General features: G+C 37.7%; 22 protein-coding genes. 7 read left to right on the forward strand and 15 right to left on the reverse strand.

The window, feature by feature from the left end:
* Positions 1 to 283 precede the first annotated feature (283 nt).
* The 8 genes from ACHZAX_RS12905 to ACHZAX_RS12940 form a co-directional block, all read right to left on the reverse strand.
* Positions 284 to 1,273, reverse strand: a complete 990-nt coding sequence (locus ACHZAX_RS12905; RefSeq protein ID WP_320019409.1) for an aldo/keto reductase — start codon at positions 1,271 to 1,273, stop codon at positions 284 to 286.
* A 196-nt stretch (positions 1,274 to 1,469) separates the two neighbouring features.
* Positions 1,470 to 2,363 carry a helix-turn-helix domain-containing protein gene (locus ACHZAX_RS12910; protein WP_320019410.1) on the reverse strand — a complete coding sequence of 298 codons (894 nt, stop codon included), beginning with the start codon at positions 2,361 to 2,363 and terminating at the stop codon, positions 1,470 to 1,472.
* Positions 2,364 to 2,476: 113 nt separating this feature from the next.
* The gene (locus ACHZAX_RS12915; protein ID WP_101311765.1) at positions 2,477 to 2,950 is read right to left on the reverse strand and encodes an HIT family protein; all 474 of its coding nucleotides are present in this window, start codon (positions 2,948 to 2,950) and stop codon (positions 2,477 to 2,479) included.
* Between the two features lie 157 nt (positions 2,951 to 3,107).
* The gene (locus ACHZAX_RS12920) at positions 3,108 to 4,037 is read right to left on the reverse strand and encodes a DMT family transporter (protein ID WP_101311764.1); all 930 of its coding nucleotides are present in this window, start codon (positions 4,035 to 4,037) and stop codon (positions 3,108 to 3,110) included.
* 357 nt (positions 4,038 to 4,394) lie between these two features.
* On the reverse strand, positions 4,395 to 5,645 hold the full coding sequence (locus tag ACHZAX_RS12925; RefSeq protein WP_320019411.1) for an NAD(P)/FAD-dependent oxidoreductase: 1,251 nt from the start codon (positions 5,643 to 5,645) through the stop codon (positions 4,395 to 4,397).
* Between the two features lie 9 nt (positions 5,646 to 5,654).
* The gene (locus ACHZAX_RS12930; protein ID WP_320019412.1) at positions 5,655 to 6,668 is read right to left on the reverse strand and encodes a 4-hydroxyproline epimerase; all 1,014 of its coding nucleotides are present in this window, start codon (positions 6,666 to 6,668) and stop codon (positions 5,655 to 5,657) included.
* Between the two features lie 9 nt (positions 6,669 to 6,677).
* A complete protein-coding gene (locus tag ACHZAX_RS12935) occupies positions 6,678 to 8,159 on the reverse strand; it encodes an aldehyde dehydrogenase (NADP(+)) (RefSeq protein WP_143470967.1) in 1,482 nt (493 codons plus the stop codon).
* A gap of 11 nt (positions 8,160 to 8,170) precedes the next feature.
* Positions 8,171 to 9,073: a dihydrodipicolinate synthase family protein gene (locus ACHZAX_RS12940; RefSeq protein WP_320019413.1), complete on the reverse strand. Its 903-nt coding sequence runs from the start codon at positions 9,071 to 9,073 to the stop codon at positions 8,171 to 8,173.
* A 248-nt stretch (positions 9,074 to 9,321) separates the two neighbouring features.
* On the opposite strand from ACHZAX_RS12940, the gene ACHZAX_RS12945 reads away from it, so the two are divergent.
* Positions 9,322 to 10,188, forward strand: coding sequence for an AraC family transcriptional regulator (locus ACHZAX_RS12945; protein WP_320019414.1), 867 nt, complete (start codon positions 9,322 to 9,324; stop codon positions 10,186 to 10,188).
* A 119-nt stretch (positions 10,189 to 10,307) separates the two neighbouring features.
* Here ACHZAX_RS12945 and ACHZAX_RS12950 read toward each other — a convergent pair whose 3' ends face one another.
* The gene (locus tag ACHZAX_RS12950) at positions 10,308 to 11,177 is read right to left on the reverse strand and encodes an SDR family oxidoreductase (RefSeq protein ID WP_320019415.1); all 870 of its coding nucleotides are present in this window, start codon (positions 11,175 to 11,177) and stop codon (positions 10,308 to 10,310) included.
* 148 nt (positions 11,178 to 11,325) lie between these two features.
* On the opposite strand from ACHZAX_RS12950, the gene ACHZAX_RS12955 reads away from it, so the two are divergent.
* A complete protein-coding gene (locus ACHZAX_RS12955) occupies positions 11,326 to 11,697 on the forward strand; it encodes a winged helix-turn-helix transcriptional regulator (RefSeq protein ID WP_218973187.1) in 372 nt (123 codons plus the stop codon).
* A 94-nt stretch (positions 11,698 to 11,791) separates the two neighbouring features.
* Here the strand turns inward: ACHZAX_RS12955 and mltG are convergent, their stop codons facing one another.
* Positions 11,792 to 12,862, reverse strand: coding sequence for an endolytic transglycosylase MltG (gene mltG, locus ACHZAX_RS12960; protein WP_320019416.1), 1,071 nt, complete (start codon positions 12,860 to 12,862; stop codon positions 11,792 to 11,794).
* A 195-nt stretch (positions 12,863 to 13,057) separates the two neighbouring features.
* Here mltG and ACHZAX_RS12965 point away from each other — a divergent pair, with 195 nt between their 5' ends.
* A complete protein-coding gene (locus ACHZAX_RS12965; protein ID WP_320019417.1) occupies positions 13,058 to 14,212 on the forward strand; it encodes a M14 family metallopeptidase in 1,155 nt (384 codons plus the stop codon).
* A 602-nt stretch (positions 14,213 to 14,814) separates the two neighbouring features.
* Positions 14,815 to 15,858 (forward strand): transglutaminase domain-containing protein, encoded by a 1,044-nt coding sequence (locus tag ACHZAX_RS12970; protein ID WP_320019418.1) that lies wholly within the window; start codon positions 14,815 to 14,817, stop codon positions 15,856 to 15,858.
* 83 nt (positions 15,859 to 15,941) lie between these two features.
* Here ACHZAX_RS12970 and ACHZAX_RS12975 read toward each other — a convergent pair whose 3' ends face one another.
* From ACHZAX_RS12975 to ACHZAX_RS12990, 4 genes are all read right to left on the reverse strand, one after another.
* The gene (locus ACHZAX_RS12975; RefSeq protein ID WP_320019419.1) at positions 15,942 to 16,988 is read right to left on the reverse strand and encodes a nucleoid-associated protein; all 1,047 of its coding nucleotides are present in this window, start codon (positions 16,986 to 16,988) and stop codon (positions 15,942 to 15,944) included.
* Positions 16,989 to 17,284: 296 nt separating this feature from the next.
* Positions 17,285 to 18,862 carry a PepSY domain-containing protein gene (locus ACHZAX_RS12980; protein ID WP_320019420.1) on the reverse strand — a complete coding sequence of 526 codons (1,578 nt, stop codon included), beginning with the start codon at positions 18,860 to 18,862 and terminating at the stop codon, positions 17,285 to 17,287.
* Between the two features lie 153 nt (positions 18,863 to 19,015).
* Complete coding sequence (hcp, locus tag ACHZAX_RS12985; RefSeq protein WP_320019421.1) at positions 19,016 to 20,662, reverse strand: hydroxylamine reductase; 1,647 nt, start codon at positions 20,660 to 20,662, stop codon at positions 19,016 to 19,018.
* A 259-nt stretch (positions 20,663 to 20,921) separates the two neighbouring features.
* Entirely contained in the window at positions 20,922 to 21,287 is a 366-nt protein-coding gene (locus ACHZAX_RS12990) for a hypothetical protein (RefSeq protein WP_101311771.1), read from the reverse strand.
* A gap of 309 nt (positions 21,288 to 21,596) precedes the next feature.
* Here ACHZAX_RS12990 and ACHZAX_RS12995 point away from each other — a divergent pair, with 309 nt between their 5' ends.
* The 3 genes from ACHZAX_RS12995 (at position 21,597) to uvrB (ending at position 25,389) form a co-directional block, all read left to right on the forward strand.
* Complete coding sequence (locus ACHZAX_RS12995) at positions 21,597 to 22,181, forward strand: HAD family hydrolase (protein WP_320019422.1); 585 nt, start codon at positions 21,597 to 21,599, stop codon at positions 22,179 to 22,181.
* 18 nt (positions 22,182 to 22,199) lie between these two features.
* Complete coding sequence (locus tag ACHZAX_RS13000; RefSeq protein WP_320019423.1) at positions 22,200 to 23,216, forward strand: endonuclease/exonuclease/phosphatase family protein; 1,017 nt, start codon at positions 22,200 to 22,202, stop codon at positions 23,214 to 23,216.
* 163 nt (positions 23,217 to 23,379) lie between these two features.
* Positions 23,380 to 25,389 (forward strand): excinuclease ABC subunit UvrB, encoded by a 2,010-nt coding sequence (uvrB, locus tag ACHZAX_RS13005; protein WP_320019424.1) that lies wholly within the window; start codon positions 23,380 to 23,382, stop codon positions 25,387 to 25,389.
* Between the two features lie 52 nt (positions 25,390 to 25,441).
* On the opposite strand, the gene ACHZAX_RS13010 is transcribed toward uvrB, so the two are convergent.
* A complete protein-coding gene (locus ACHZAX_RS13010) occupies positions 25,442 to 26,302 on the reverse strand; it encodes a sigma-70 family RNA polymerase sigma factor (RefSeq protein WP_289530848.1) in 861 nt (286 codons plus the stop codon).
* Between the last annotated feature and the right edge of the window lie 74 nt (positions 26,303 to 26,376).

The raw sequence follows: 26,376 nt of genomic DNA on the forward strand, positions 1-26,376 counted from the left end.
TTTTATCTCATAAATGTAAAAAAGATATATCTAATCTTTTCATGTCGTAAACATACGAGGTCTTCGGCGCTGTCAGGAGTTAGCAATTGGTGGATGTAAAGTTGGGATTGCAGTTTGGCTTTAGCCAACTGGATTAAAAATATTCCAACTAAATGTGATAAACTCGAATTAAAAGTTTGCCAATACTCCGGGAAGTCTTCGGTGCAGTTTCGTTTTTGCAGGCACAAAAAAGACCGGGCATGATGCCCGGTCTACAATTTTCATTCAGCGCTTCGCTTTTCGCTTAATCCTTATCTACCAATTTCATAGCAGCTTCGGTATAACGCTCTCCCGTATTGGGATATTTCGCAATAATGGCTTCAATTTCGGCCACTTCGTTTGCTGTAAACTCAATATCTGCAGCTTTGGCGTTTAGATCAAGGTATTTGCGCTTTTTTGTTCCCGGAATCGGAATGATGTTATCACCTTTTGCCATCAGCCATGCCAATGCCAGCTGGGCAGTATTGATGCTCTTGCCGTATGCAAATTCATCCAGTGCCTTTATCAGATTCTGATTGTTGATTAAATGTTCTCCCTGAAAGCGGGGTAAGTTCAAACGGATATCGCTTGATGCAATATTATCCACATTAAAATTCTCGGTAAACATTCCTCTTCCCAAAGGTGAATAGGGAACAAATGTAATGCCCATTTCTGTAATTTCGGGCAGTACTTTCTTCTCTACATCTCTTGTTAAAAGTGAGTATTCACTTTGCAATGCCGAAATGGGATGTACTGCGTTCGCTTTTTTGATATTGGTAATGGATGCTTCTGAAAGTCCCAGATAACGCACTTTTCCCTCCTTTACAAGTTCTGCCATTGCTCCTACTGTTTCCTCAATCGGTACGTTCGGATCAACCCGGTGGGCATAATACAAGTCGATGGTTTCGATGCCCAATCGCTGCAGACTTAATTCCACTGCCTTACGCATGTATTTGGGTGAACCGTCAAAACTACTGGCCAGCAAATTTTCCCCGCCATACTTAAACCCAAATTTAGTGGCTATAAATATCTTGTCGCGGTTTGGTTTCAGTACTTTTGAAATCAGTTTTTCATTCGCTCCTCCACCATAAAAATCGGCAGTGTCCCAAAAATTAATTCCCAATTCCAGTGCTTTGTGCAAAGTGGCGATACTTTCCTCATCATTTCTTTCGCCGTAAACATGCGACATCCCCATACAGCCCAATCCTATGGCAGAAAGCTGTTCTTCTGTTTTTCCTAATTTTTTGTATTGCATCTATTTATAATTTTAAGTTTTTATCTGACAGCCTGTCCCGGACTTGTTTCGGGAAAACTTACCCTAGAATCATCTCCCTCTGTGTCACAATTTCACGTCATAAATGTTTCACACCAATTGTTTAAATAATTACACAACAAAATTAATGATCCTGTTTCAATGGAAACAAGAGGAATCAAACCAAAAATTATAAAATTCAAACAATCTGCAATCTCGCTTCCTTTGGTGTTATCCCCGTTGCTTTTTTGAAAAAATTATTGAAATAAGCAGCATATTCAAAGCCCAGACAATAGGCAATTTCGGCAACAGGCCAATCGGTATGAACCAGCAATTCGCTTGCCTCAATAATAATACGGCCTGCAATGTGTTCAGTAGTTGTTTTCCCTGTAACCTCTTTTACTGCTCGGTTAAGATGGTTGGTGTGCACGGAAAGCTGACAGGCATAATCATTCGCCGATTTTAGTTTCAATTGATTCTGCATCGAATCAATAGGAAACTGGCGCTCCAGCAATTCCATAAACAGAGACGTAATACGGGTGGCTGCATTCTGCGTTTGCTCGTAGTTTTTTGCGGGTTCCATCCTAAGTGCGTAATGAACAATCAGATGAAGGTAATTGCGAAGCACATCCTGCTTATGAATGTACGAACCTTCATTTTCCACCATCATTTTCCGATACAAATCAGCAATTTCCTTCACGGCATTTTTATCAGGAAAATAAACCTTATCGTGTCCCAGCTGAAACATTGGAAGATCCGTAAGCAGCTCATCCCTCTGTTTTACAAAGAATTCATTAAAAATACAGAACCATCCTGTCTGCTCTTTGGAAATATTCTGCCAGTTATAGGGAATCAACGGATTCGAAAACAATAAAGCCGGCCTGTCTATGTAAATACTTTTATCTGCATAATCGAGCCTTCCCTCGCCCAATATCAAAGTTATTTTATAGTAATCTCTTCTTGAATAAGTGAGCGGTCCGGTACAGGCCGACCGTTCAAAAACATTAATGTGAGGCTTGCTTAAAACCAGCTCCTGATCGGGCTTGTATTTTATTCTGTTGTAAAATTCGTTTAAATCTTCACTCTTTTTCATGAAGCCAAATTACAAAATTCAAACAAAACAAACGGGCATGAATTTCGCTTTTTATTTTCATCATTTATAAAGGATGTAATCAGGCTTACTGCAAGCCGTCTCCGACTGCAGTTTTAAATCACTAACCGATCGGAGTCAACTGTGGTTTTTAGAGCATTCAGCAGCTTTTCTTTTAGTTCTGATAACTCCTGATCGTTTGGTCTGGTTTCCCCGGCGTTTATTATTTTGCTGTCCATCGCCCAAATCGGTTTCAATGGATTGGGATCGTCTTCGTATCTGGGAATAATATGCCAGTGCAGATGAGAATATGCATTTCCCAACATTTCGTAGTTTATTTTTTTGGGTTGAAAAGCCAGATGAACAGCCTCGGCAACTTCACTCATTTCCTTTAAAAATTTCACCTTAAACTCTTCGTCCAATTGATGCAGCTCAGTTTTGTGTTGTTTACAAAGCAATAAAACGTAGCCCTTAAAGAATTGAAAATCGCCCAAAACAACATAACCCGTTTCCAGTTCTGCCACAAAGTATGGGTTTTCATGATTTAGAATTTTTGAAATTCTTTCACAAACAAGGCATTTATGGTGCATATTTTAAAATTTATGAATGATTAATTTTCGGTTATACCGAAGCAAAAAAGAAGAAGACAGCCGGATTCCCCTGCATTTTTTAACGAAGATAGCTGAAAAGAAACATTTTGCAGGATCAATTTTGATGTTAACCTGATATAGTTCTGCTATTAAAACATTAAGCTCTCCTTAGTCTGCGGGGAGTTAATTTGATAAAAAGCATTCGGTAGTTTGGTTTCTTATTGTTTTGCATCACCATAAAAACAGAAGTCAATATGAGAAGAATGGCCAAAGAACTTTTTACGTCCATTACATCATTAAACACAAACACTCCTACCATAACTCCGGTAAGAGGTTCAAGTGTTGACAGAAGAGACGCATTCCCCGGACCGGTATGTTTCATGCCCATATAGAATAAAACAACCGACAAAAAAGTAGACCAAAAGCTAAGATTTACAATATAAAATATGGACAGAATACCAGGATTTGTGTTGATATTATTTGTGAAGAAGCATTTGCCAAAGAACAAAATTGCAGAGATGCCAAAAATCCAAAAAGCAACGCTGTAAGGCGAAATTTTCCTTAATTCGGGATTGGCCATGCACAAAATGTAGATGGCGTAAAACAAACCCGACACCAAAGCCCATAAAACACCTGTTGCATTAATCGCAGCACCGCCGCCTAAGGATAACAAGGCAATGCCAATAATGGATAAAAAGAGGGCCGTTAATTTTTTCAGTGTAAATTTCTCTTTGTAGATGATGCCTGCAAAAACAATGGTGATAATGGGGTACACAAAATGAAGTGTGCTTGCCAATCCCGACGAAATATACTGATAGGATAAAAAAAGTGTGTAGGTAGTCATCATGGTTCCTACAACTGCGAGAATCAGCAGCAGAAAAAATTGTTTTTTATTGATTCGGATATTAATCTTTTTGTAGATACAAAACAAACCAATCAGCACAAATGCAAAACTGAATCTGTACAACAGCAGGTTACTCACATCAAAACCTTCGGCATAGGTTTTAATGGCAAAAAAAGGCAGCAGTCCAAAAAATACTGCTGATAAAAGTACCATAATGGTTCCTTTTGTCTGTGTTCCAATCATTGCTCTCAATTCAATTTACTCTGCTGCAATGATAATAAATCCTTTGATACAAAATGTGAGACGCAACTCTTATTTTTCAAGCCGGTTGCATTTAATTATGCAAAGCTTTCTCTTCCGGCATTCCTCTTCCACTGATCCTTAATTTACAGATGTAGAATTCACGGTTTATGGAATGGCCGTATTCAATCCGCAAAAAAAAGAGGATGTCCGAAAAGTTGAGTTTTATTGTCATTCTGAACTTGCCGAAGAATCTTTATGTTTGAATAACAAATGTTTTAAGCTCGATCAATATGAGGTTTTCAAGTGAAACTTAGCATTTCGGACGCCCCCTTAAATTTTGATGTAACTGCATTTGCATCAACGGTTGGGATGAAGCAATTCCATGGCAAATTCCGGTTTCTGTCCTTCAATCAGCTCACTTACAATTTTTCCTGTTACGGGTGCAAGACTCATCCCCATCATGGCATGTCCGGCCGCAACAATCAGGTTTTGAATGTTGCGTGGCCTCCCAATGTATGGCAAGCCATCATAACTTACCGGTCGTAATCCCTCCCAAATATTCAATTCTTCGATGCCGGGCTGTTCGAAAGATTGTATTGCCCCGGCAGTGCGGTTTAACATGGCCTGTACGCGCTTGTGCCTGACCTGTCCGGGCTTGCCGTTAAATTCCATACCGCTCCCCAAACGAATGCCTCCGTTCATAGGAGTAACAGCAATTTTTGCTTCGCTAAGTATCAATGGTGTATTCAAATTCCATTTCGGAGTGGGCACATCCATACTGTATCCTTTTCCGGCAATCAAAGGCAGATTTACACCAATCATTTTTGCCAGGGCTGATGAAAAAACACCTGCTGCCAGAACAATCTCATCGGCTGTAAACATGGCTTCCCGGGTATGTACTCCTGTTATCTTTCCCTTAAAAAGATCGAATTTACACACTTTCGAATTGTGATGAAACACCACCCCCTGCTTAAGCAGGTATGTCTTTAGCCACAGCATGTATTTTTGCGGATTCAGGTGTCCGTCACTTTCGTACAAAACGGCTCCCTCTGCATTAAACTGAACATCCGGCTCCATTTTCCTCAGTGCCGAATCATCTATTTCCCGGGTTAAAATTCCCAAACGATTCGCAATACGTGCCAGTTCCAATTCTTCTTCCAATCCTTTTTGAGTGCTTGCCATCATCAGCAATCCTTTTTTTTCGAATCCGACATCTACGGCCTGCTCTTCTACAATATCAGCGTAAAGCTGTCTGCTTTCGACATTCAACTGCAATAGTGCAGGCATCACTCTGTTTACATGACCAGAATTGGCACTGGCCATAAACTTCAAAAACCAAGGGGTGTTTTTCACATTAGCCAAAAGGGGAAGATGCACGGGACTTTTCGTATCGAAAAGCATGGTAAATCCTGATTTTAGCATTGCCGGCGACGCTATGGGAATAAAATGACTTGGCACAATCAAACCACAATTTCCATAGGAGCATCCCGAATGATCGTTCTCAGCAACAGCATCAATTACTTCAACTTCATGACCATTTCGAATCAGATAATACGCACAGTGCAAGCCAATAGTACCCGCACCGACAATAAGTATTTTTTTTGCCATTCTTTCGTTTTACAATTTTCCACCAACTCTAAATCCGTGTGCATAAGGATCTTCGTCGTCGATTATAATAGTATTGTATCCGGTAACCATTGCCCATCCTTCAATTGCCGGAACTATTGCATCATATTCTCCTATTTTCAGATGCTCTTCTACCGTTCCCACAAATTGACTTCCAATAATACTTTCGTGCAGAAACTTTGAGCCAAGCTCCAGCTTTCCTTTGGAAAACCACTGCGCCATACGAGCAGACGTTCCTGTTCCGCAAGGACAGCGATCAATGGCCCGTTCGCCGTAAAAAACAGCATTACGGGCATCGGCCTCAGGCGAAATGGTATTGCCTGTCCACAAAACATGGCTAAGTCCTGAAATTTTTTCGTTCTCCGGATGTACAAAACTGTACTTTTCATTCAAAGCCGTTCTGATTGCTCCGCTGTAACTGATCAGCTCATCAGCGGTAAAATGATGCAGACCAGAAAAATTAGCCTGCTCGTCGACAATGGCATAAAAGTTACCGCCATACGCAACATCCACAGTTAATTCGCCCAAATTCGGGCTGTCAACCTTCAAATCTGTTTTATACAAAAAAGATGGAACGTTGATAATCTTTACTGAAGTTACTTTGCCTTTGTCGTTTTGAACGTAATGTGCCGCAACAAGACCTGCCGGAGTTTCCAACATCAATTTTCCGGGAGTTTTAGGCAATACCAATCCCTCCTCAATCGCAATGGTTACCGTGCCAATAGTGCCGTGCCCGCACATGGGAAGACAACCACTTGTTTCAATAAAAAGGATTCCTGCATCGTTTTGCGGATTTTCGGGAGGGAAAATAAAGCTTCCTGACATCTGCTCATGTCCACGAGGTTCAAACATCAATCCATGTCTGATCCAATCGTATTCACGCAAAAAATGTTCACGCTTTTCGGAAATCGTTTTGCCTTGCAATTGCGGAACACCTCCTGCTACAACCCGAACCGGATTTCCACAGGTATGTCCATCTATACAAAAGAATGTTTTCTTTGCCATACTTATTTCTTATTTTATTGGATCTTTTGTCCATTGATTATCAACCAATCGCCAAATGCCTAATGGATTGGTATTTTTTAATTCTTCAGGAAGAAGATGCTGCGGAAAATCCTGATAACTAACAGGACGCACAAATCTTAAAATGGCAGAAACGCCAACCGAAGTAAAACGGGAATCAGTAGAAGCCGGATAAGGCCCGCCATGCTGCATGGCTGAGCAAACTTCGACACCTGTAGGAACTCCATTCAACAACAAACGCCCGCATTTCTCAACCAAAGATGAAATCAAACCGGAATAATTATCCAGTTCGTCTTCATACGACCATAGGGTTGTTGTCAATTGCCCTTTTAAAGCTTCTATAACATCGATAATTTGTTCTGCCGATTCACAAACCACAAGCAAACTAAAAGGACCAAAAACCTCTTCGTGCATAGATGGTTTTGCGATAAAATCGGTGGCTTTCACCAATCCTAAAACGGGAACTGCTTTTTCCGGACCTGTTGTGCTCCCGCTCTTTCCAAGCACTTTAATCTCGGAGTGTGAAAGTATTTTATCGGTTCCCAACTGATAGTTGCGCAGGATTGATTCGCTGTACATTTCAGCACCCTCCGTATTTTTTACTTCGTGAACCAAATTCTCAATAAAATCATCAAATCCATCTGATTTTGTTGTTATCAGCAAACCTGGATTCGTACAAAACTGACCAGCTCCCATATTTACAGACGCTACCAATTTTGATGCAATGGAAGCATGATCATTTTTCAATGCATTTGGCAAAACAACAACAGGATTTACACTCCCCATCTCTGCGAACACAGGAATAGGCTCAGGTCTGCCGGCAGCCAAATTATACAAAGCACGGCCACCACGTTCTGAACCTGTAAAACCAACCGCTTTTGTTAAAGGGTTCTTCACCAGTAATTCACCCGACTCGTATCCCGAATCTTCAATAAAACCAAATACTCCTTCCGGTAAACCGGATTTTTTCACCGCTTGTTTTATCGCGTTTGCAATAAGGGCTCCGGTTTTAGGATGCGCAGGATGGCCTTTAACCACCACAGAATTTCCACCTGCCAAAGCCGAAGCGGTATCGCCGCCGGCCACCGAAAAAGCAAGTGGAAAATTTCCTGCACCAAATACAACCACAGGGCCAATCGGCACATGCAATTTGCGCAAATCCGGCTTAGGAAGAGGAGATCTTTCAACATCTCCTGCATCAATAACTGCATTTAGCCACGAACCTTCATCGAGCAAATCGGCAAACTTATCAATTTGCCCAACAGTCCTGTCCCGCTCACCTCTCACACGTCCTTCCGGCAAATTTGTTTCTTCCATCACCGTATGTATCAGGTCATCGCCAATGGCATAAATTTCCTTTCCGATAAGACGTAAAAACTTTGCCCGCTCCCGCCCCGAAAGCTTTTTATAAACTTTGAAAGCTCTGCCTGCAGCCTCCATTGTATTGCTGATATTCGTTTGTAATCTGCTCATTTCTATTGTGATTAACAGGTTGATAAATCAGGACGGTTTTTTAATGCAATTTCAATGGTTTCAATTGCTTTTTGCCGTTCCGTTCCGGAAAGAATTTTTCGAGGTGAGCGCACATGTTCGGTTCCAATACCTGCATAAACCTCTGCCAGTTTTATGTACTGTACCAGTTTCGGATCAATGTCCATCTCCAACAATGGCATAAACCACCGGTACAATTTCACAGCTTCGTCAACTTTACCTGCTTTAGCCAAATCGAAAAGCACAACTGTTTCTTTAGGGAATGCACTCACCAAACCTGCAACCAGACCATCTGCTCCCAACAACAAGGCTTCTAAACAAATGGTATCAACTCCACCCAATATTTTAAAACGATCGCCAAAAGCGTTTCGCAAGCGGGTAATATTCGTTAAATCGCGTGTAGATTCTTTTACAGCTTCAATATTAGACACATCCAGAAGAGCCTCGAACATTGGAATCGTAATTTCAATTTTATAATCAACCGGATTGTTGTAAAGGATGATGGGCAATGTGGTAGCATTGGCAACTTCTTTAAAATAAGCCACCGTTTCATCAGAATCGGCTTTATACAAAAGCGGAGGAAGCAGCATAAATCCGTCGGCTCCATTCGCTTCAGCTAATTTTACTGCTTCAACAGCACGCTCGGTACTTGATTCTGCAATGTTCATCAACACCGGAACCTTATTGCGGTAAGGCTGTAAAACCTCCACTAATTTTAGCTTTTCATCTACACTTAGTGTGCTCGATTCACCAAGCGATCCTCCGATAATTATTCCTGAAACACCAGATTCAATCTGAAAATCAATATTTTTTAAAAAAGCAGGAATGTCTAATTCCCCATTCGCTTTAAACTTTGTTGTAACAGCAGGATAAACACCTGTCCAGGTAGGTCTCATATTTTATAATTTTATAAATGAATTAATAACAATTCAAAAATAAAAGACTTAAAGGTGTTTTATTTCGCTTATTTTATCAGAAGCTTGAACAATATTACCCACTATTATTATATTTGGATAAAATTCCGATATTATGATGCCATAAAACGAAACCTGTTTAATTATTCCGGTTCATGTTCTGATCTTCGACATGCAGACAAGAGGATCGTTACATTCATTTGCCAATACAAATCCTTACATACAATTATATGAAAGCAATTCGATTTGTCATTCCGAAAACCAGCGGTAACTCCTTTCGGCTTCAGTTGGATCAAAGTAAAAAATTTTACGATTCGATACATTATCATCCCGAACATCAGCTTACCACAATAATAGAAGGCGAAGGAACATGCTTTATTGGAAATCATGTGGAACGCTTCTCGCCAGGAAGTGTTTATCTAATCGGAAAAAATGTTCCGCATGTATTTAAATCGGATCAAGCTTACTATGAGTCTGATAACCAATTAACTTCCTTTGGTATTTCGATCTTCTTTAAAGAAGAAACCTTTGGCAGTCAATTCTTTGAAATTCCCGAAATGGCACACATCAAACGCCTGCTTAATCTGGCTCTTAAAGGATTAAAACTGAAAGGAAAAGAAAGAGTGGGAATTTCTGAAAGTATAATAAAAACACAAAGGCTGGAAGGATTTGAAAGATTCCAGCATTTGCTAAATATCCTTAACCTTTTTGCGGTATCTGAAAGTCTGCATTCGCTTTCTACAGTGAGTTATAATGCACCCATTAAAGATTCCGATAATGAACGGATTAATGTAGTATTTCACTATTTGTCGACCCATTTTCAGAAGGATATTAGCCTGGAAGAAATAGCCTCCGTTGCCAATATGACACCCAATGCATTTTGCCGCTATTTTAAACAAAGAACACGAAAACCATTTTCCTCTTTTTTAAACGAGATGCGTATTGAATATGCCGGTAAACTGATTGCCGGCACCAAGCAAAATTTTGGAAACATTGCATTTGAAAGCGGCTACAACAGTATTTCCTATTTCAACCGTCAGTTTAAACGCATAACAGGCTGTACTCCTATAGAGTATCGCAATAAATTTGGGAAGTAGAAAATTTGATTGGCGACTTAAGTGCTGTAATAATCACCAAAACCCCCTTCCTTTCCGCTTTTAGAAAATGAAGGAGGTTTTAATTTTTCATGAATCAAAAAACTTACCTGCCAGTGCTGTTACAAATTGAAAGCTTCTTTAAGGAACATTCTTAAATCCGTTTGTTCCCGTCCCAAAATACTCTCTAAAGTACCGTCAGCCATATTAAAATCATTATTCTTAATTCCCTTGGCAAACAAAACGGACATTAATACAATTTCTTCGGGCAAACCAAATTGCTTCAACATATCTTCAAATGCATCATCTTCCGGACTGGTGTAATTTACTTTTTTACCTGACAATGAGGTAAGTTCAGCAGCAATATCTGCAAATGAATAGGTTTTTGATGCCGTTAAGTGATAGGTTTTGTTTTCGTGTCCTTCACTTGCCAAAATAATTGCAATAGCTTCTCCCAGATCTTTTCTGACGGCAAAAGGCACTTTACCCTCACCTGCAGGAAAGAAAATACCTGTTTTCAAAACATCTTCACCTACAAACATTGGAATCACCTCTGCATACAAACTATTTTGCAAAAAAGTGAATGAAAGCCCGCTTTCTTTTATGTAATCTTCTGTTTGAAAATGATCCTGAAGCAATGGTTGTAAAGGAGATACAGAAATATCTTTCAATGTAACACCTGTATATAAGATCTGTTTCACTCCTGCTTGTTTAGCAGCATCAACCACATTTTTATGCTGACCGATTCTATCATTAAAATCACTTGATGAGATTAGTAAAACTTTATCTATACCCTTCATCGCATTATTTAATGAATGAATATCCTGGTAACTTCCGATATTAACAGTTACACCTTTTGCTTTTAAAGCCTGTGCTTTGGCTTCATCCCGAACTAAAATTGAAATTTGACCAGCGGAAACTTTTTTAAGTAGATTTTCAACTACAATATTTCCCAAATTTCCTGTTGCTCCGGTTACTAAAATTTTTTCCATCTTATATTTTATTTAAACTTACGATATAAAAGTTTTATACTTACTTTTGTATAGCAAAGATATATTAGTTTGTAAAAACGACCAATAAGGTACATCCTTGTTCTAAACTAACTTCAAGGTAACTATTGTTGATAATCAAAGATCTATGATGGAAAAAAAAATAAAAAAAAGTGAATGGGATATTACAAATTGTCCTGTAAGAACGGTTTTAGATCGCTTTGGTGATAAATGGTCTATTCTTGTATTGTTGGTTTTAGGCGAAAAGCAGAAGCTGCGTTTCAATGAAATCAATAAAGAAGTTGGTTCGGATATATCCCAAAAAATGCTGACTGTTACATTAAGAAAACTGGAGGCTGACGGATTTATTTTTCGAACTATTTATCCGGAAATTCCTCCTAAAGTTGAGTACGAAATTACAGACTTAGGTAAATCACTCGTTCCCCATGTGGATAATTTAACGAAATGGGCGGTTTCCAATATGCCGGCAATCAAAAGATCCAGAGAAAGATTTAAAAAGTAAGCAGATATCCGTTATGAATACACTGCCATTTGCCATACAGTGTATTCTCAATTAAAATCTGAAAATTACAAACCGATAAGAGCAGAAGTACTAATTATTTCATGATGCCTCTTTGGTTGAGCGCTCTTTGATAGCGACTTGCATTTTGGTTGTGTTCGCGCAAGGATTTGGCAAATATGTGATATCCATTAAATTCGGGACTGGCACAAAAGTAGTAGTATTTGTGTTTTTCGTAGTTTAGAACGGCTTCGATACCGGAAATAGATGGCTGACGAATTGGTCCCGGAGGTAATCCGCGGTATTTATAGGTGTTGTATGGAGAATCGATTGTTTTGTGTTTGTTAAGAACCCTGCGTATGGTGAAATCGCCCAAAGCAAATTTTAAGGTTGGATCGGCATCCAATTTAATTTTACGGTTTAAGCGATTCATGTAAACACCTGCAACACGCTTCTTTTCATCTTTTTTAACGGTTTCCTCATCGACAATTGATGCCAGGGTGCTCACCTGAACAGGTGAAAGACCAATATTTTTAGCTTTTTGCAAGCGCTCAGCATTCCAAAACTTAACATACTCTGTATGCATTCTCTCAATAAAATTTTCTGCATCTAAATTCCAGTAAACCTGATAGGTGTTGGGAATAAACATTCCTATAATGGTATGAGGTGCAAATCCGTATTTCTGCAATTTAGATTCGTCTTTTAACAACGATAGGATGCTAATTGAATCGGCCTCGATTTGAGCTGCTATTTTGCCCGAAAAATCTTCTAAAGTGCGGGTATTATTAAAAGTAAGATTGAGTGGCGTTTGAATGCCTGAGCGCAATAAATTTATTAATTCATTATTGCTCATGCCATTTTTAATTTCGTAACGCCCCGGGTGAATGTGATTTGCAAAATTCTTCTTCTGCATTACCCACTGAAAGGAAGAGCTGTTTTTAAGACAGCCTTTTTCATTTAAAATCCGCAAAACATCTGCCTGATTTGAATTGGTGGGTATGTACAACAAGCTGGTTTCTTCTTCGCCTAAATCAATATTCTTTGAAAAAATATCCTGATAATATTTAAAAAGTACCGATCCTGTTACAACTAATACAAGCATTACAGCAAACACTACAAACTTCCACTTTTTTGAACGGTTGTCTTTCAGACGAAACAAATTGATCATTAGTTTGAATTAAAAATAAATACAGGACTACTCTGCAAAAATAGAGAAATAATATTTCCTTGATAAACAGACTTCCAAAAATAGAAGAATTTGTGATCATTTAAACGTTTACTAATCGTGAATTAGTACTCCGGCATCGCAATTTAAGAATTCAACAGTTTCCTTGTCTGTAAAAATCAAAAAATCTACCTTTGAATGAATCACAAAAAAAACGATACACACATGAACATTTCATCGAATTTTGATGGCGGTAAAATTGAAGTTATTGATGCAGCCAATCCTCAAAACATACAGCTAAGCATCCCCAACGACACGAATTCTGATTTTTTTCAATGGTTCCATTTCAGATTGATGGGCGCAATGGAAGAATCTGTTAAAATGCGGATTACAAATGCCGGTAAAGCATCTTATCCGGAAGGATATGAAGGCTACCAAACTGTGGCATCCTACGATCGTGAAAATTGGTTTCGGGTTCCATCGAATTACGATGGCAAAGAGTTGATTATTGAGCATACGCCACTTTATAACTCGGTTTACTACGCTTACTTTGCTCCTTACACCTACTATCAGCATTTAAATTTAATTCATCAGGCACAAATGTCGCCGGAGTGTGAATTGGTTTCGATTGGAAAAACGGTGGAAGGAAAAGACATTGATATGCTAATTGTTGGTGAAGCCGACGAAGCGAAAAAAAGCATTTGGGTAATTGCCCGTCAGCATCCCGGCGAGCCCATGGCCGAATGGTTTATGCAGGGTTTAATTGACCGCCTTTTGGATCAGGATGATCCGGTTTCGAGAAGTTTGCTAAATAAAGCTGTTTTTTATTTGGTGCCTAACATGAATATTGATGGCAGTATTGCGGGCAATTTACGGGTAAACACAAAAGGATTTAACTACAACCGCGAATGGGCTGAACCTTCGATTGAAAACAGTCCTGAAGTTTTCCATGTACGTAATTTAATGGACAAGTATGGCTGTGACTTAAATCTGGATATCCACGGAGATGAAACTTTGCCTTATAATTTTATATCGGGCATTGAAGGCATCCCTTCTTTCGATGAAAGATTGAAAAAATTAACGGAAAAATTTATTGACTCATGGATTGCTTCATGTCCTGATTTTCAGGATACTCACGGCTATCCGAAGAACGAACCTGGAACAGGAAATTTAGCAATTTGCTCGAAACACATTGGAGAAAGATATAAATGTTTATCTTTGACAATTGAAATGCCATTCAAGGACAATAATGATTTACCAGACCCTGAATTTGGTTGGTCTCCCGAAAGGAGTATTTTATTGGGAGAATCTGTTCTTCAGCCAATCTATCAAGTGGTGAATCACCTAAGATAATTAAAAGCATATACTACTAAGTATATTACTCGAAAGGCCCATGCTCAAGCTTCCGTGAGTGTGGGTCTTTTTTGTGGGGTAATTTTTAAAGTGTTATTCCCAAACCTTAACAGGGAAAAGCAGTTTCCCAATGCCCCAAAGTGAATTCCCGATGCTAAAAAGCGACTCTTTGTCAGAGAAAGTAAATTCCGGATACCCCAAAGTGAATTCCCGAGACCGAAAAGTGACTCTTTGTCAGAGAAAGTAAATTCCAGATGCCTAAAAGTAGAATCCCAGCACTTTAAAGTGAATTCCAAATGCCTGAAAGTGGAAAATCGGGGGATTGTCTGGTAGTGTCTCTATTTTTGTGTATTTATCTTTGTTTAATTTTACTGTGCCCACATCTCGGGAAAGTAAAATAAGGGCGACCGACATTCTAATGATTAATTTGTATTCGTTTCTTTTTTATTGCTATTTCGACAAAGCTATTGAAGTTCCACCTTCATTTTTTGTATTGATTCTTCCTTCATCAATACAGAACAAAAAATGTTCATTCTTCCTTCAAAACAATTCCATAATGTGTTCAAATAAAAAAATGCATTTACTCCCTAAGCAATCAAATAATGGCATCGAAATTGCGTTTGCCATTCTATCTGATTACTTTAAAACAAAAAATAAACGGACATATGGCGATTCCTTTTAGATATCAGTTCCTACTTGTACTATTTTTCACCTTGCTTCATTTTGAAAGTTTCTCTCAAACCAAAGTCGATGAAATCATTTCGAAATACCCGGCGAATTTTAGCTCTTATGAAGAATTAGCTGATAAAATAAAAACTGATTTCAATACGGATGAAGATAGAACCCGAGCTGCCTTTGCATGGATTGCCATGAATGTTGAATACAAAACAAAAGGAGTAAACAAGATTCAGAAAATCCGCTTTTCGTATACTTCAGACGAAGATTTGCAGACACAAAAAGATCAGTTCAGAAGAGAGCTTGCGCAGAAAACAATGAAGAGCCACAAAGCTTTATGCGAAGGCTATGCAACTCTTTATCAGGAAATATGCAGCTTGCTAAACATTGAATGTGTAATAATACCGGGCGTGGCAAAACGATTTGTTTCGGAGATAGGAAACAACAAGCTGCCTTCGAACCATGCATGGAATGCTGTAAAAATTAATGGGAAATGGAAGCTTGCAGATATTACCTGGGCGGCTGGTTCTGTTGACTACGCCAAAATGGAATTCCTGAAAGAATATACTCCTGCTTATTTCGATAGCGATCCAAAGGAATTTGCCATGAAACATTACCCTGATAATCAGGAATGGTTGCTGCTAAATAAAGAATTTACCCGGGAAGAATTTGCACTTCAGCCTGCCATTTTTAATGAATTCATTGGCAAAGGCTACCAAATAATCAGTCCGGAAAATGGATTAATATCAATCCGAAAAGGAAATGAGATTGCCTTTTCAATTGCAAATGTTCCAAGCAGCATTCCGATTGCTTATCATTTTAAAAGTGAAAAATTTGGACAACTCGTAAAACCTATTCTAAAAAAGAACATCGTTAACTTCTCAGTACCAACAAACAGGAAAGGCAATGATGAGTTGATCATTTATTTCGAAAACCAGCCGGTTCTGGGGTACAAAATTACCGTAAAGTAGTTGGGTGACACTGTCAGATATAAAATACTCTGACAGGTCTGCTTTAAACTTGATCCTTTCCCCTTTTTACTTGGTCACCTGACTCAATTCTCGTCTCTGAAAAACAGTTTGTAGTAACTTAAATCAAGGGCGGCATCATATCCTTTTTCAATGAATTTTCGCTGTCCGTGAATGTAAACATGAAAGTTTTTATCCAATTTTAAAATGTGTTTAAAGTGCTTTTGCTCTCCTTTTACAGCATCGTTATTAATTGTGAATTCTGGTGTAACTGTTGTTCCCTGTTCATTTTGATAATAGGTTTTGTACTCATCAAATGCAGTGGCCACCTCAGGTTGTTCAATCACTTCCTTTTTAAATAATTCCTCGTTGAACAGCTTTTTATCTTTAAAAAAATTGATTGACTTGTTCATTAAATCAATCTGATCTGCTTTGGCAACCTCATTCTCGTCGTTGTACACATCACCAATAAAACCTTTACACATATCCAAATAATTTTGGGTATGATAGAAATTATCTTCGCGAAGTTTCAAATTTAAAAAGTCCTCTTTCCAGTACAAAGCCTCTTTGTTCGAATTGGTTTTATCAACAATACAAACTTTGAATCCTTTTTCCTTTTCGGAGTTGAAAATCAGGCAGCCTTTGTCCAATTTCTTGATATTGATTCCGTTTTCACATCCCAACTCAAAATTATCCTGCTTTTGGTACACCTTTAAAAAAGTGTCTTTATTTTCTGATTTAAAAATACCCAACGCATCGCAAACTTCTCCATCAACCACGCAATTCGAAAAGCCCACCAAATAAAATTCGCCACCCTTTATATTCGGATGATTCGATTTTTCGTACAGATGAACTGCAATATTGGTTGACTGATCGTAAAAGGAAACATTCTCCTCAAAATACTCCGAGGCATAACAATACACCTCATTCATATTTAAATCGGTATCATGCTGGAAATTATAGAATTCCTCCTTATTAAAGGCTGTTAAAAAATACTTTAGCAGGATATCCTTAACATCATCATCTTCCAATTGAATTTCCGATTTAGAAAGTTTCAAATCTTCATCGTGATGTTTATTTCCTACATTATGAACCACAATACGGTCCAGATTTATATCTTCAAAGTTGAACATGTTTTTCCTTTTTTTAATCCGGCGATAAAGATACAGACTTTCAGTAAATAATTTTTTCCTTTTAACTTATCATTTACAATTCAATAGATCGTTAGATTTTAGATGTGAGATATTAGACTGATTTACACTACACTTATTTTCAAATCTTTACATTGAATCAAGCATAATGCAGACAATCTTAACAATCAGATACTTACAAAAAAAACGAACTGTTAATTTCAAGCATTCCTTAAAAAAAAAGAGGATGAACCGTGATGATTCAGCCTCTTTTTAAACTATCCTATCCTGAAATAAAACTATTTCTTTCTTTTCTTTTGTTTCCAATACAGAACAAATCCCATTATCAAAATCCATAAAATACTAATCCCGGAAAGAGGAATAAAAAGGATGTAAAACTTTCCGAAAATGTACCGGTAAATTCTTCCGGTATGAATTTCCAGACACAAATTCCAAAGCGACATGGGTGATTGCTGAATATTCTCAGGCATTGAGGTAAAACCGGATTGATCACTTAAATTTCCTGAGCCCAAATTGTAATCAAACAAAATTTCTTTTCCCTCTGAATCTTTCAAATATCCAGCAATTGGGTGGGCAGAAATTGGCGGCCCCATCGTTTTCAAAGGAACATATGGTTTTTTAGTAATATAATCGAAAACTAATCCTTTTTCAGGAATCCAATAAAATAATCCACTAAACGATCCAACCAGATAACTCCCATCATTCACCTTTTCGAACACATTCACTCCCATTACTGAAATGGGAGGCTGTACTGCAAAAACTTTCGGAGCAGAAGTAAAATCATCATCAGAATAATATATACTCTCATTGGTTGCCAATAGAATTCGGTCCAATTCTTTATCGTACATGATCCTGCGCAACTGATCGTACCAAGGATTCGGGTTGTTCAAATGCGTAAGTGGAATTTTAGGAACCCGATTGGAGACTATCGCAATCAACAATGGCGGACGCAAAAACATCCCCGTTAGAGTAGTCAGGACAAGAAAAATTATTAACCAATATCCAAAGTGATTGTGCCATTTCAAATTAAATTTTAGAAATTTAATCTTCCTCTTAGCATCTTTTCCTTTCTGCTTCAACTTCTTTACCCATTTGGGATAGATAAAATACACCAAGCCACTTACACACAGAAGAATGAACACCAAGCCTATAAAATCAACAAACAACTGCCCAATTATTCCAAAAGCCTCACCACTATGAATTTCCCACAATGTTTTAAACAAACTGATCTTATTGTCGTAATTCTGATCTGGAAGCAAATTTACGATCTCAAAACCAATCTCTGTTTTTTTCAACAAGTGAGAACGTGTCAAAACAAATAGTTGATTCTTAATTTCAACCAAATCAACAACTCTCTCCTCAGAAACAGGCAAGTCAATGTTTTCCCAATTTTCACTTTTCGGATTGTAATAAAAAAGTCCAAACAAAGTTCCCGCATACAATTTACCCGAACTGGTTTTAATTACTTTTTCAATTTTCCTGTTGTCGACGCCAGTTGTAAAGCCGGAATTAAAGTCCTGAAATGTTTTGAAATTATCGATAGTTTTCCAGATTCCGATATTACCATAAATTAATGCTGTATCTCCTTGAATTGTTACAGCCGATTTCACTGCAGCCTTATTCCAATTTGAATACTGATACTCACTGCCCAAATATTTTCGATCTACATCAGCAGACGAAAATACTCCCCGGTGATTCATCACAATTCCAGAAATTGCGAATAATAAAATAAAGAAAGTCAATGCCAAAGAAGGCCATTTATGGTACTTCTTTAAGAATTTCATTGTTTTAGCTTTATCCATAACAACATATAACATTACACAAATTGTTCCTAAAATAGCAACAAAATAAAACAAAAAACTGCCTAATGCAGAGTTTAAATCATCTACATTAGGCAGCTAATCACCCTAACAAACTATAATATAACAAACTCCAAAAAACGTTCCATTCACAAATCTCCTCTGTCTTTCTTCACCCACGAAACGCTTTTTTAAACCTCAATTTTATTCTTAATTTAAAAACATTTTCATGTCTTCGTCAACAGTACCAATTCCTGCAATTCCGAAAGTATCAATTAACACTTTAGCAACATTTGGAGAAAGGAAAGCCGGCAATGTTGGTCCAAGGTGAATGTTCTTAACACCTAAAGATAAAAGCGCTAACAATACAATAACTGCCTTCTGCTCATACCATGCAATGTTGTAAGCAATTGGTAATTCATTGATATCATTTAGTTCAAACACTTCTTTCAGCTTTAATGCAATAACTGCTAACGAATATGAATCATTACACTGGCCTGCATCCAATACTCTTGGGATACCTCCAATATCACCAAGCTCAAGCTTGTTGTAACGGTATTTAGCACAACCAGCTGTTAGAATTACTGTATCTTTTGGTAAAGCTGCAGCAAATTCGGTATAGTAATCACGACCTTTCATACGACCATCACAACCTGCCATTACAAAGAACTTACGAATAGCTCCTGATTTTACAGCATCAACAACCTTATCAGCCAATTGCATTACCTGATTGTGAGCAAATCCACCTACGATAGTTCCGTTTTCAATTTCAATAGGAGCAGCACAAGTTTTAGCCAACTCAACTATTTCAGAGAAATCTTTCTTTCCATCTTTACCAGCTGCAATATGCTTAAATCCTGGGAAACCAGAAGCACCTGTAGTATATACTTTATCTTGGTAAGTAGATTTAGCAGTAGGAGGAACAATACAGTTGGTGGTGAACAAGATCGGTCCGTTAAATGTTTCGAACTCTTCATTCTGCTTCCACCATGCATTTCCGTAGTTACCTACAAAGTGCTCATATTTTTTAAATGCCGGATAGTAATTGGCAGGCAACATTTCAGAGTGAGTGTAAACATCAACACCAGTTCCTTCAGTTTGCTTCAACAATTCTTCCATATCCTTCAAATCATGACCGGAAATAAGGATACCTGGCTTGTCGCTTACACCAATATTCACTTTAGTAATTTCAGGATTGCCATAAGCAGTTGTGTTTGCTTCATCAAGAGTGGCCATAGCAGTTACACCATTAGCACCACACTCCATAACCAAAGCAACCAATTGATCAGCGGTCAGTGTATCATCAGTAGTCGCCTGCAAAGCTTTCTGCATAAAAGCATACATTTCCACTTTTTCAAGACCTAAATTGTAAGCATGCTCAACGTAAGCAGCAAAACCTTTCAAACCATACAATAACAATTCTCTTAATGAACGAACGTCTTCGTTTTCAGTAGACAATACTCCAATAACACGTGCTTTTGCATCAAAATCATTCTCTTTATCAGCAAACCATGTTGCGGAATGATGAAGGTTTTCAAAAGTAACACCTGCTGCTTCTGCCTGATTTTTAATTTCTTCACGCAGCTTAAGACCTTCGCGAACAGCCGCTACAAATTTTACTTTATCAAAATTGGCATTAGTAATAGTCATAAACAAACCCGTCATAATGAAGTTGTTCACTTTATCATTCTCAACACCAGCTTCACGGGCTTTGGTACTGAAAACTGAGATTCCTTTCATCACATACATCAGTAAATCCTGAATGTTTGCAACCTCATCGGTTTTTCCACAAACACCTTTAATTGTACATCCGGTTCCTTTTGCTGCCTCTTGGCACTGATAACAAAACATAGCCATAATAATATTTTTTAATGTTATAAATTTGATTATTCAAGTTACAATATTGAGAAGAGACAAACTAAAATAATTTCTGAAATGAAATTTACTTTGCTCTCTCAACACTACAAAGATGTGGCAGTATGGTAACAAAAAGTGTAACGGATGTTACAAACATGTAAATAATTCGGATTTTTTCATCTCTTTATCCCCATTGCTGAATTTGGACAAAAAAAATCCCAACCTAAATCGATTGGGATCCTATATTTAAAATTTATTTTTACATCAAATCTTTGCAATTCCGTTTTAGTTCTTCCTTCAGTTCACACTTACACTCAATGTAACTTGCCAACTGTTTATCGGACAGAACATCTTTCATTTCGACTTCTTTGCGTTTCAAACTATCGCGAACTGCCTGCATACAAGGAAATCCATCCTTCTCCATAGTCAGCTTTTCAATTTCTTTTTCATACTTCAAATTTAAAACCTCAATCTGCGTAATCTGTTCCGCAGACAAATCCAACTTCTTCTCCATCCAGGATGTAATTAGATTTGCTCTTTTTTCAGCCAAAGAATTGTTTTTGGCACTCACAGAAACACTCATCATCACAAATAGTAGAATCAAACTTCCAGCTACAATCTTCATATACTGCTTTTTAATTTTCACTTCAATCAAACAGTTATAATAACGGCTGATTAAATAAAAAGTTGTTAAAACATTGGAAATTTAAATATTTTTAACGAAATATCCAAGCAAGACACAATTTAACAAGCTGTTATTCAGATCATAAAACGGCATCCGAAGAATCTGCAATTAAAGAAAATTCAGTGCAATTAATTAAAAATTATTTAATAATTTAGGCATCCCTTTCTAATCATTTTAATGTAATCTTACACAGGTAAAAATAGGATTGCAACAATAAACTTACGAATAGAAAGACAAAAAACGAAGACCATGAAAAAAATAGATATATTCCCAAGTACTAAAGCATTTATTTTTGATTTAGATGGAACCTTGGCTGACACAATGCCTTTACATTATGAAGCCTGGGTAAAAACAGCCAAAATCATGAACTTGGAATTTAGTGTTGATTTTTTAAAAAGTTGTGCCGGAATGCCTTCTTCTAAAATTATCGATTTACTAAACGAGAAAAACAACCGTACTATTGATCCACAAAAATTCTCTGATATGAAAGAAGAATTTTTCGCGAAGGAGATGCACAAAATCAAAGAAATTACTGCCGTTACCGATTTGGTATACAAATATCATGGTAAAATACCAATGGCAGTAGGAACTGGTGGAAAACGCAACATTGCCTCTGAAACCATGCAGCTTTTAGGTTTAGATAAGTACATTTCTATTCTGGTAAGTGCTGATGATGTAGAAAATCACAAGCCGGAACCGGATACATTTTTAAAATGTGCTGAACTAATGGGAATTTCTCCTGAAAATTGCCAAGTGTTTGAAGATGCAAGCTTAGGCTTTCAGGCCGCTGAAGCTGCAGGCATGAGAGTAACCGATGTCACTCCTTTTTATTAGAATCAATAAAACTATTTCATGTTAAAAAAATTACTGTTTGTTCTTATGGTGGCTCTCATCGCCTTTTCCTGTTCTAAGGAAAAAAAGGAGTATACGATTGCATTTTATAATGTCGAAAATTTATTTGACACTCTTAACGATCCAAACACTCGGGATGACGATTTTACTCCTGAAGGAAAATTAGAATACACTGCCGAACGATATCAGAAAAAATTGGTAAATCTTTCCAGTGTATTATCTTCTATCGATAAAAATAATTTCCCTGCTATTATCGGACTTTGTGAAGTAGAAAACCGATCTGTACTGGAAGCATTAATAAGTCAGGAAAAATTAAAATCTGCTGATTATGGCATCGCCCACACCGAAAGTCCGGATGGAAGAGGAATTGATTGTGCACTTCTGTATCAAAAAAACAAATTCAAATACCTAAGTCATGACATAATTGGAATTCATTTTCCAGATGAACCAAACTACAAAACACGCGATATTCTTCATGTTGAGGGTATTTTAGGTTCTAATGATACCTTACACCTATTTGTTAATCATTGGCCATCAAGAATAGGAGGAACAGAAAAATCGGAGAAAAATCGTGTATTTGTAGCTAAGCAATTAAAAATTGCCGTTGATAAATTGCAGGAAAAAAATCCCAATGCAAAAATCATTATCATGGGAGATTTTAATGATGAACCGAACAACAAATCTGCTGAAGAGATTTTAGCCGCTACCAACAATAAGGACACATCAAATCCAGAAGCTCTTTACAATCTAATGTACGATTTAAAGATAAACGGAAAAGGCACTTACAACTACAAGGGTGATTGGAACATGCTCGACAATCTAATTGTTTCCAACAGCCTTATCAGCAATACAAAAGGACTGCATACAAATCATCAGGCAGGAAAAATCTTTAATGCTGACTGGATTTGCCACAAAACACCAAAAGGTATATTGGTTCCCAACCGCACTTACGCCGGTCCTAAATACTTTGGTGGTTACAGCGATCACTTCCCCGTTTACTTTCAGTTAAACAATTAAAAAAACAATCAAATAAAATAAAACAGCTGATTACCAACAACGTAATCAGCTGTTTTTCTTTCTGAAATGATCTGATAAGCTAGATTTTCCATTTAAAATTATCAAGGTTCATATTGTTTCTATATTTTAGCAATTCAGACATCGAACCAATCAAAAGTGCTGCATGAAATTTAAAATTGAATCAAAATTTAAACCAACAGGAGATCAGCCAAATGCCATTGAAGAATTATGTAAAGGCTTAAACGATGGCGCTCCTCATCAAACTCTGCTTGGGGTTACCGGTTCAGGTAAAACATTTACCATCGCCAATGTAATTGAGCAGGTACAGCGCCCAACCCTGGTTTTAAGTCACAACAAAACTCTTGCCGCTCAGTTATATGGTGAATTCAAAACGTTCTTTCCGAACAATGCTGTTGAGTATTTCGTTTCCTATTACGATTATTATCAGCCGGAAGCATATCTGCCGGTAACAGGCACCTATATAGAGAAAGACTTATCTATTAATGATGAAATTGAAAAGCTGCGTCTAAGCGCTTCCTCTGCCCTTCTGTCCGGAAGAAAGGATGTAATTGTAGTTTCATCCGTTTCCTGCATTTATGGTATTGGAAACCCAGAAGATTTTCATGCTAATGTTACCGAAATTAAAAAAGGACAATTAATTTCCCGCACCAAACTTCTTCACTCCTTTGTCGATGCTTTGTACTCAAGAAATGAAATAGAGTTTGACCGTGGAAATTTTCGGGTGAAAGGAGATACAATTGATATCTATCCGGCTTACGCTGATTTTGCTTATCGCATTATATTCTGGGATGATGAAATTGAAGAAATTTACTCTTTTGACCCAATTAACGGAGCTAAATTAGATCACTATGACAGAATAACGATTTATCCTGCAAATATATTTGTTACCAGTAAAGACAGGGTCCAAAAAGCCATTCATCAAATTCAGGATGATATGGTAGCTCAGGTTGCCTTTTTAAAAGATATAGGAAAACATCTGGAAGCAAAACGTTTGGAAGAAAAAGTCAATTTCGATTTAGAAATGATCCGGGAATTGGGACACTGTTCAGGAATTGAGAATTACTCGCGGTATTTTGACGGAAGAACTGCAGGAACCCGCCCATTCTGCCTTATGGATTATTTCCCTGATGATTTTTTGGTGGTAATTGATGAGAGTCATGTTACCATTCCGCAGATTCGTGCCATGTATGGTGGTGATCACTCCCGAAAAATAAATTTGGTTGAATATGGCTTCCGCTTGCCTTCGGCGCTGGATAACCGCCCATTAAAATTCGAAGAATTCGAACAGATTGCCAAACAAACAATCCACGTAAGTGCGACACCTGCCGATTATGAATTGGAAAAATGCGAAGGCGTTGTTGTGGAGCAGGTGATCAGACCAACCGGATTACTTGATCCGCAAATAGAAGTTCGCCCAAGCCTTAATCAAATCGACAATTTAATTGCCGAAATCGACAAACGCACACAAATTAGTGAACGTGTTTTGGTTACCACACTCACCAAGCGAATGGCAGAAGAGTTATCGGAATATTTCACCAATTTAAATATTCGCTGCCGGTACATTCATTCCGATGTTACTACATTAGATCGGGTGAAAATAATGGAAGATCTAAGAAATGGTGTTTTTGATGTTTTAATTGGTGTAAACTTATTGCGTGAAGGATTAGATCTTCCGGAAGTGTCTCTCGTTGCAATTTTAGATGCTGACAAAGAAGGATTTTTGAGATCCACCAGATCTTTAACGCAGACCTCGGGAAGAGCTGCCCGTAATGTGAATGGCAAAGTGATCATGTATGCCGATAAAATTACCCGGTCAATGCAGGAAACCATCGATGCAACAGATCATAGAAGAGAAAAACAATTGGATTACAATACCAAAAACGGCATTACTCCAACACAAATTACCCGTTCGAAAGCAAGCACGATGAATCATGGAAAAGACAATGAACCTGTTGCTTATTCCGGTCCGGATTCAATTGAAATCGCAGCGGATCCTGTTGTTCAATACATGAGTAAAAGCAGTTTGGAAAAAACCATTGAACAAACCAAAAAAGCAATGCAAAAAGCAGCTAAGGAAATGGACTTTTTACAAGCAGCCCAATATCGCGATGAAATGTATAAGCTTGAAGCGCAGTTAAAAGAAAAGAAATAAAAAAAAGCAGTTTCGAAAGAAACTGCTTTTTACATATCGTAAATGGAATGTTTTATCCCAAATAAGTTTTCAGTAATTTACTTCTGGAAGTATGACGTAAACGACGAATCGCTTTTTCTTTAATCTGACGAACACGCTCACGTGTCAAACCAAATTTTTCACCAATTTCTTCCAAAGTCATTTCCTGAATACCAATACCGAAGAAAAGTTTGATAATGTCACTCTCTCTTTCAGTAAGAGTAGCTAGTGCACGATCAATTTCTTTAGTAAGAGATTCATTCAAAAGATTTCTGTCGGCTATCGGAGAATCATCATTCACCAATACATCCAACAAACTGTTGTCTTCCCCGTCAACAAACGGAGCATCAACAGAAATGTGTCGACCTGAAACACGAAGCGTATCTGCTACTTTATCAGCAGGCAACTCTAACGATTCAGCTAACTCCTCAGGAGATGGCTTTCTCTCGTGCTCTTGTTCAAATTTAGAAAAAGCTTTGTTAATTTTATTCAAAGAACCAACCTGATTCAATGGCAAACGAACAATTCTTGATTGCTCAGCTAAAGCCTGCAGAATAGATTGACGGATCCACCAAACGGCATACGAGATGAATTTAAATCCTCGTGTCTCATCAAACTTTTCAGCTGCTTTAATCAAACCTAAATTACCCTCGTTAATAAGATCCGGTAGGCTTAACCCTTGATTTTGGTATTGTTTCGCAACCGAAACAACAAAACGTAGGTTAGCTCTTGTTAATTTCTCCAAAGCTCGTTGGTCGCCTTTTTTTATTCGCTGCGCCAATTCAACTTCTTCCTCTACCGTAATAAGATCTTCTTTACCAATTTCCTGTAAATACTTATCCAAAGAAGCACTTTCACGGTTGGTAATTGATTTGGTTATCTTTAATTGTCTCATAGTCCCTTTTCATCGAAATATTTTGCAAAATTAGACTTTTAAATACTTAAAGTCAAAATTAATTGCTCTTTTAT

Source organism: Labilibaculum manganireducens, assembly GCF_963665805.2.
Taxonomy (GTDB): domain Bacteria; phylum Bacteroidota; class Bacteroidia; order Bacteroidales; family Marinifilaceae; genus Labilibaculum; species Labilibaculum manganireducens.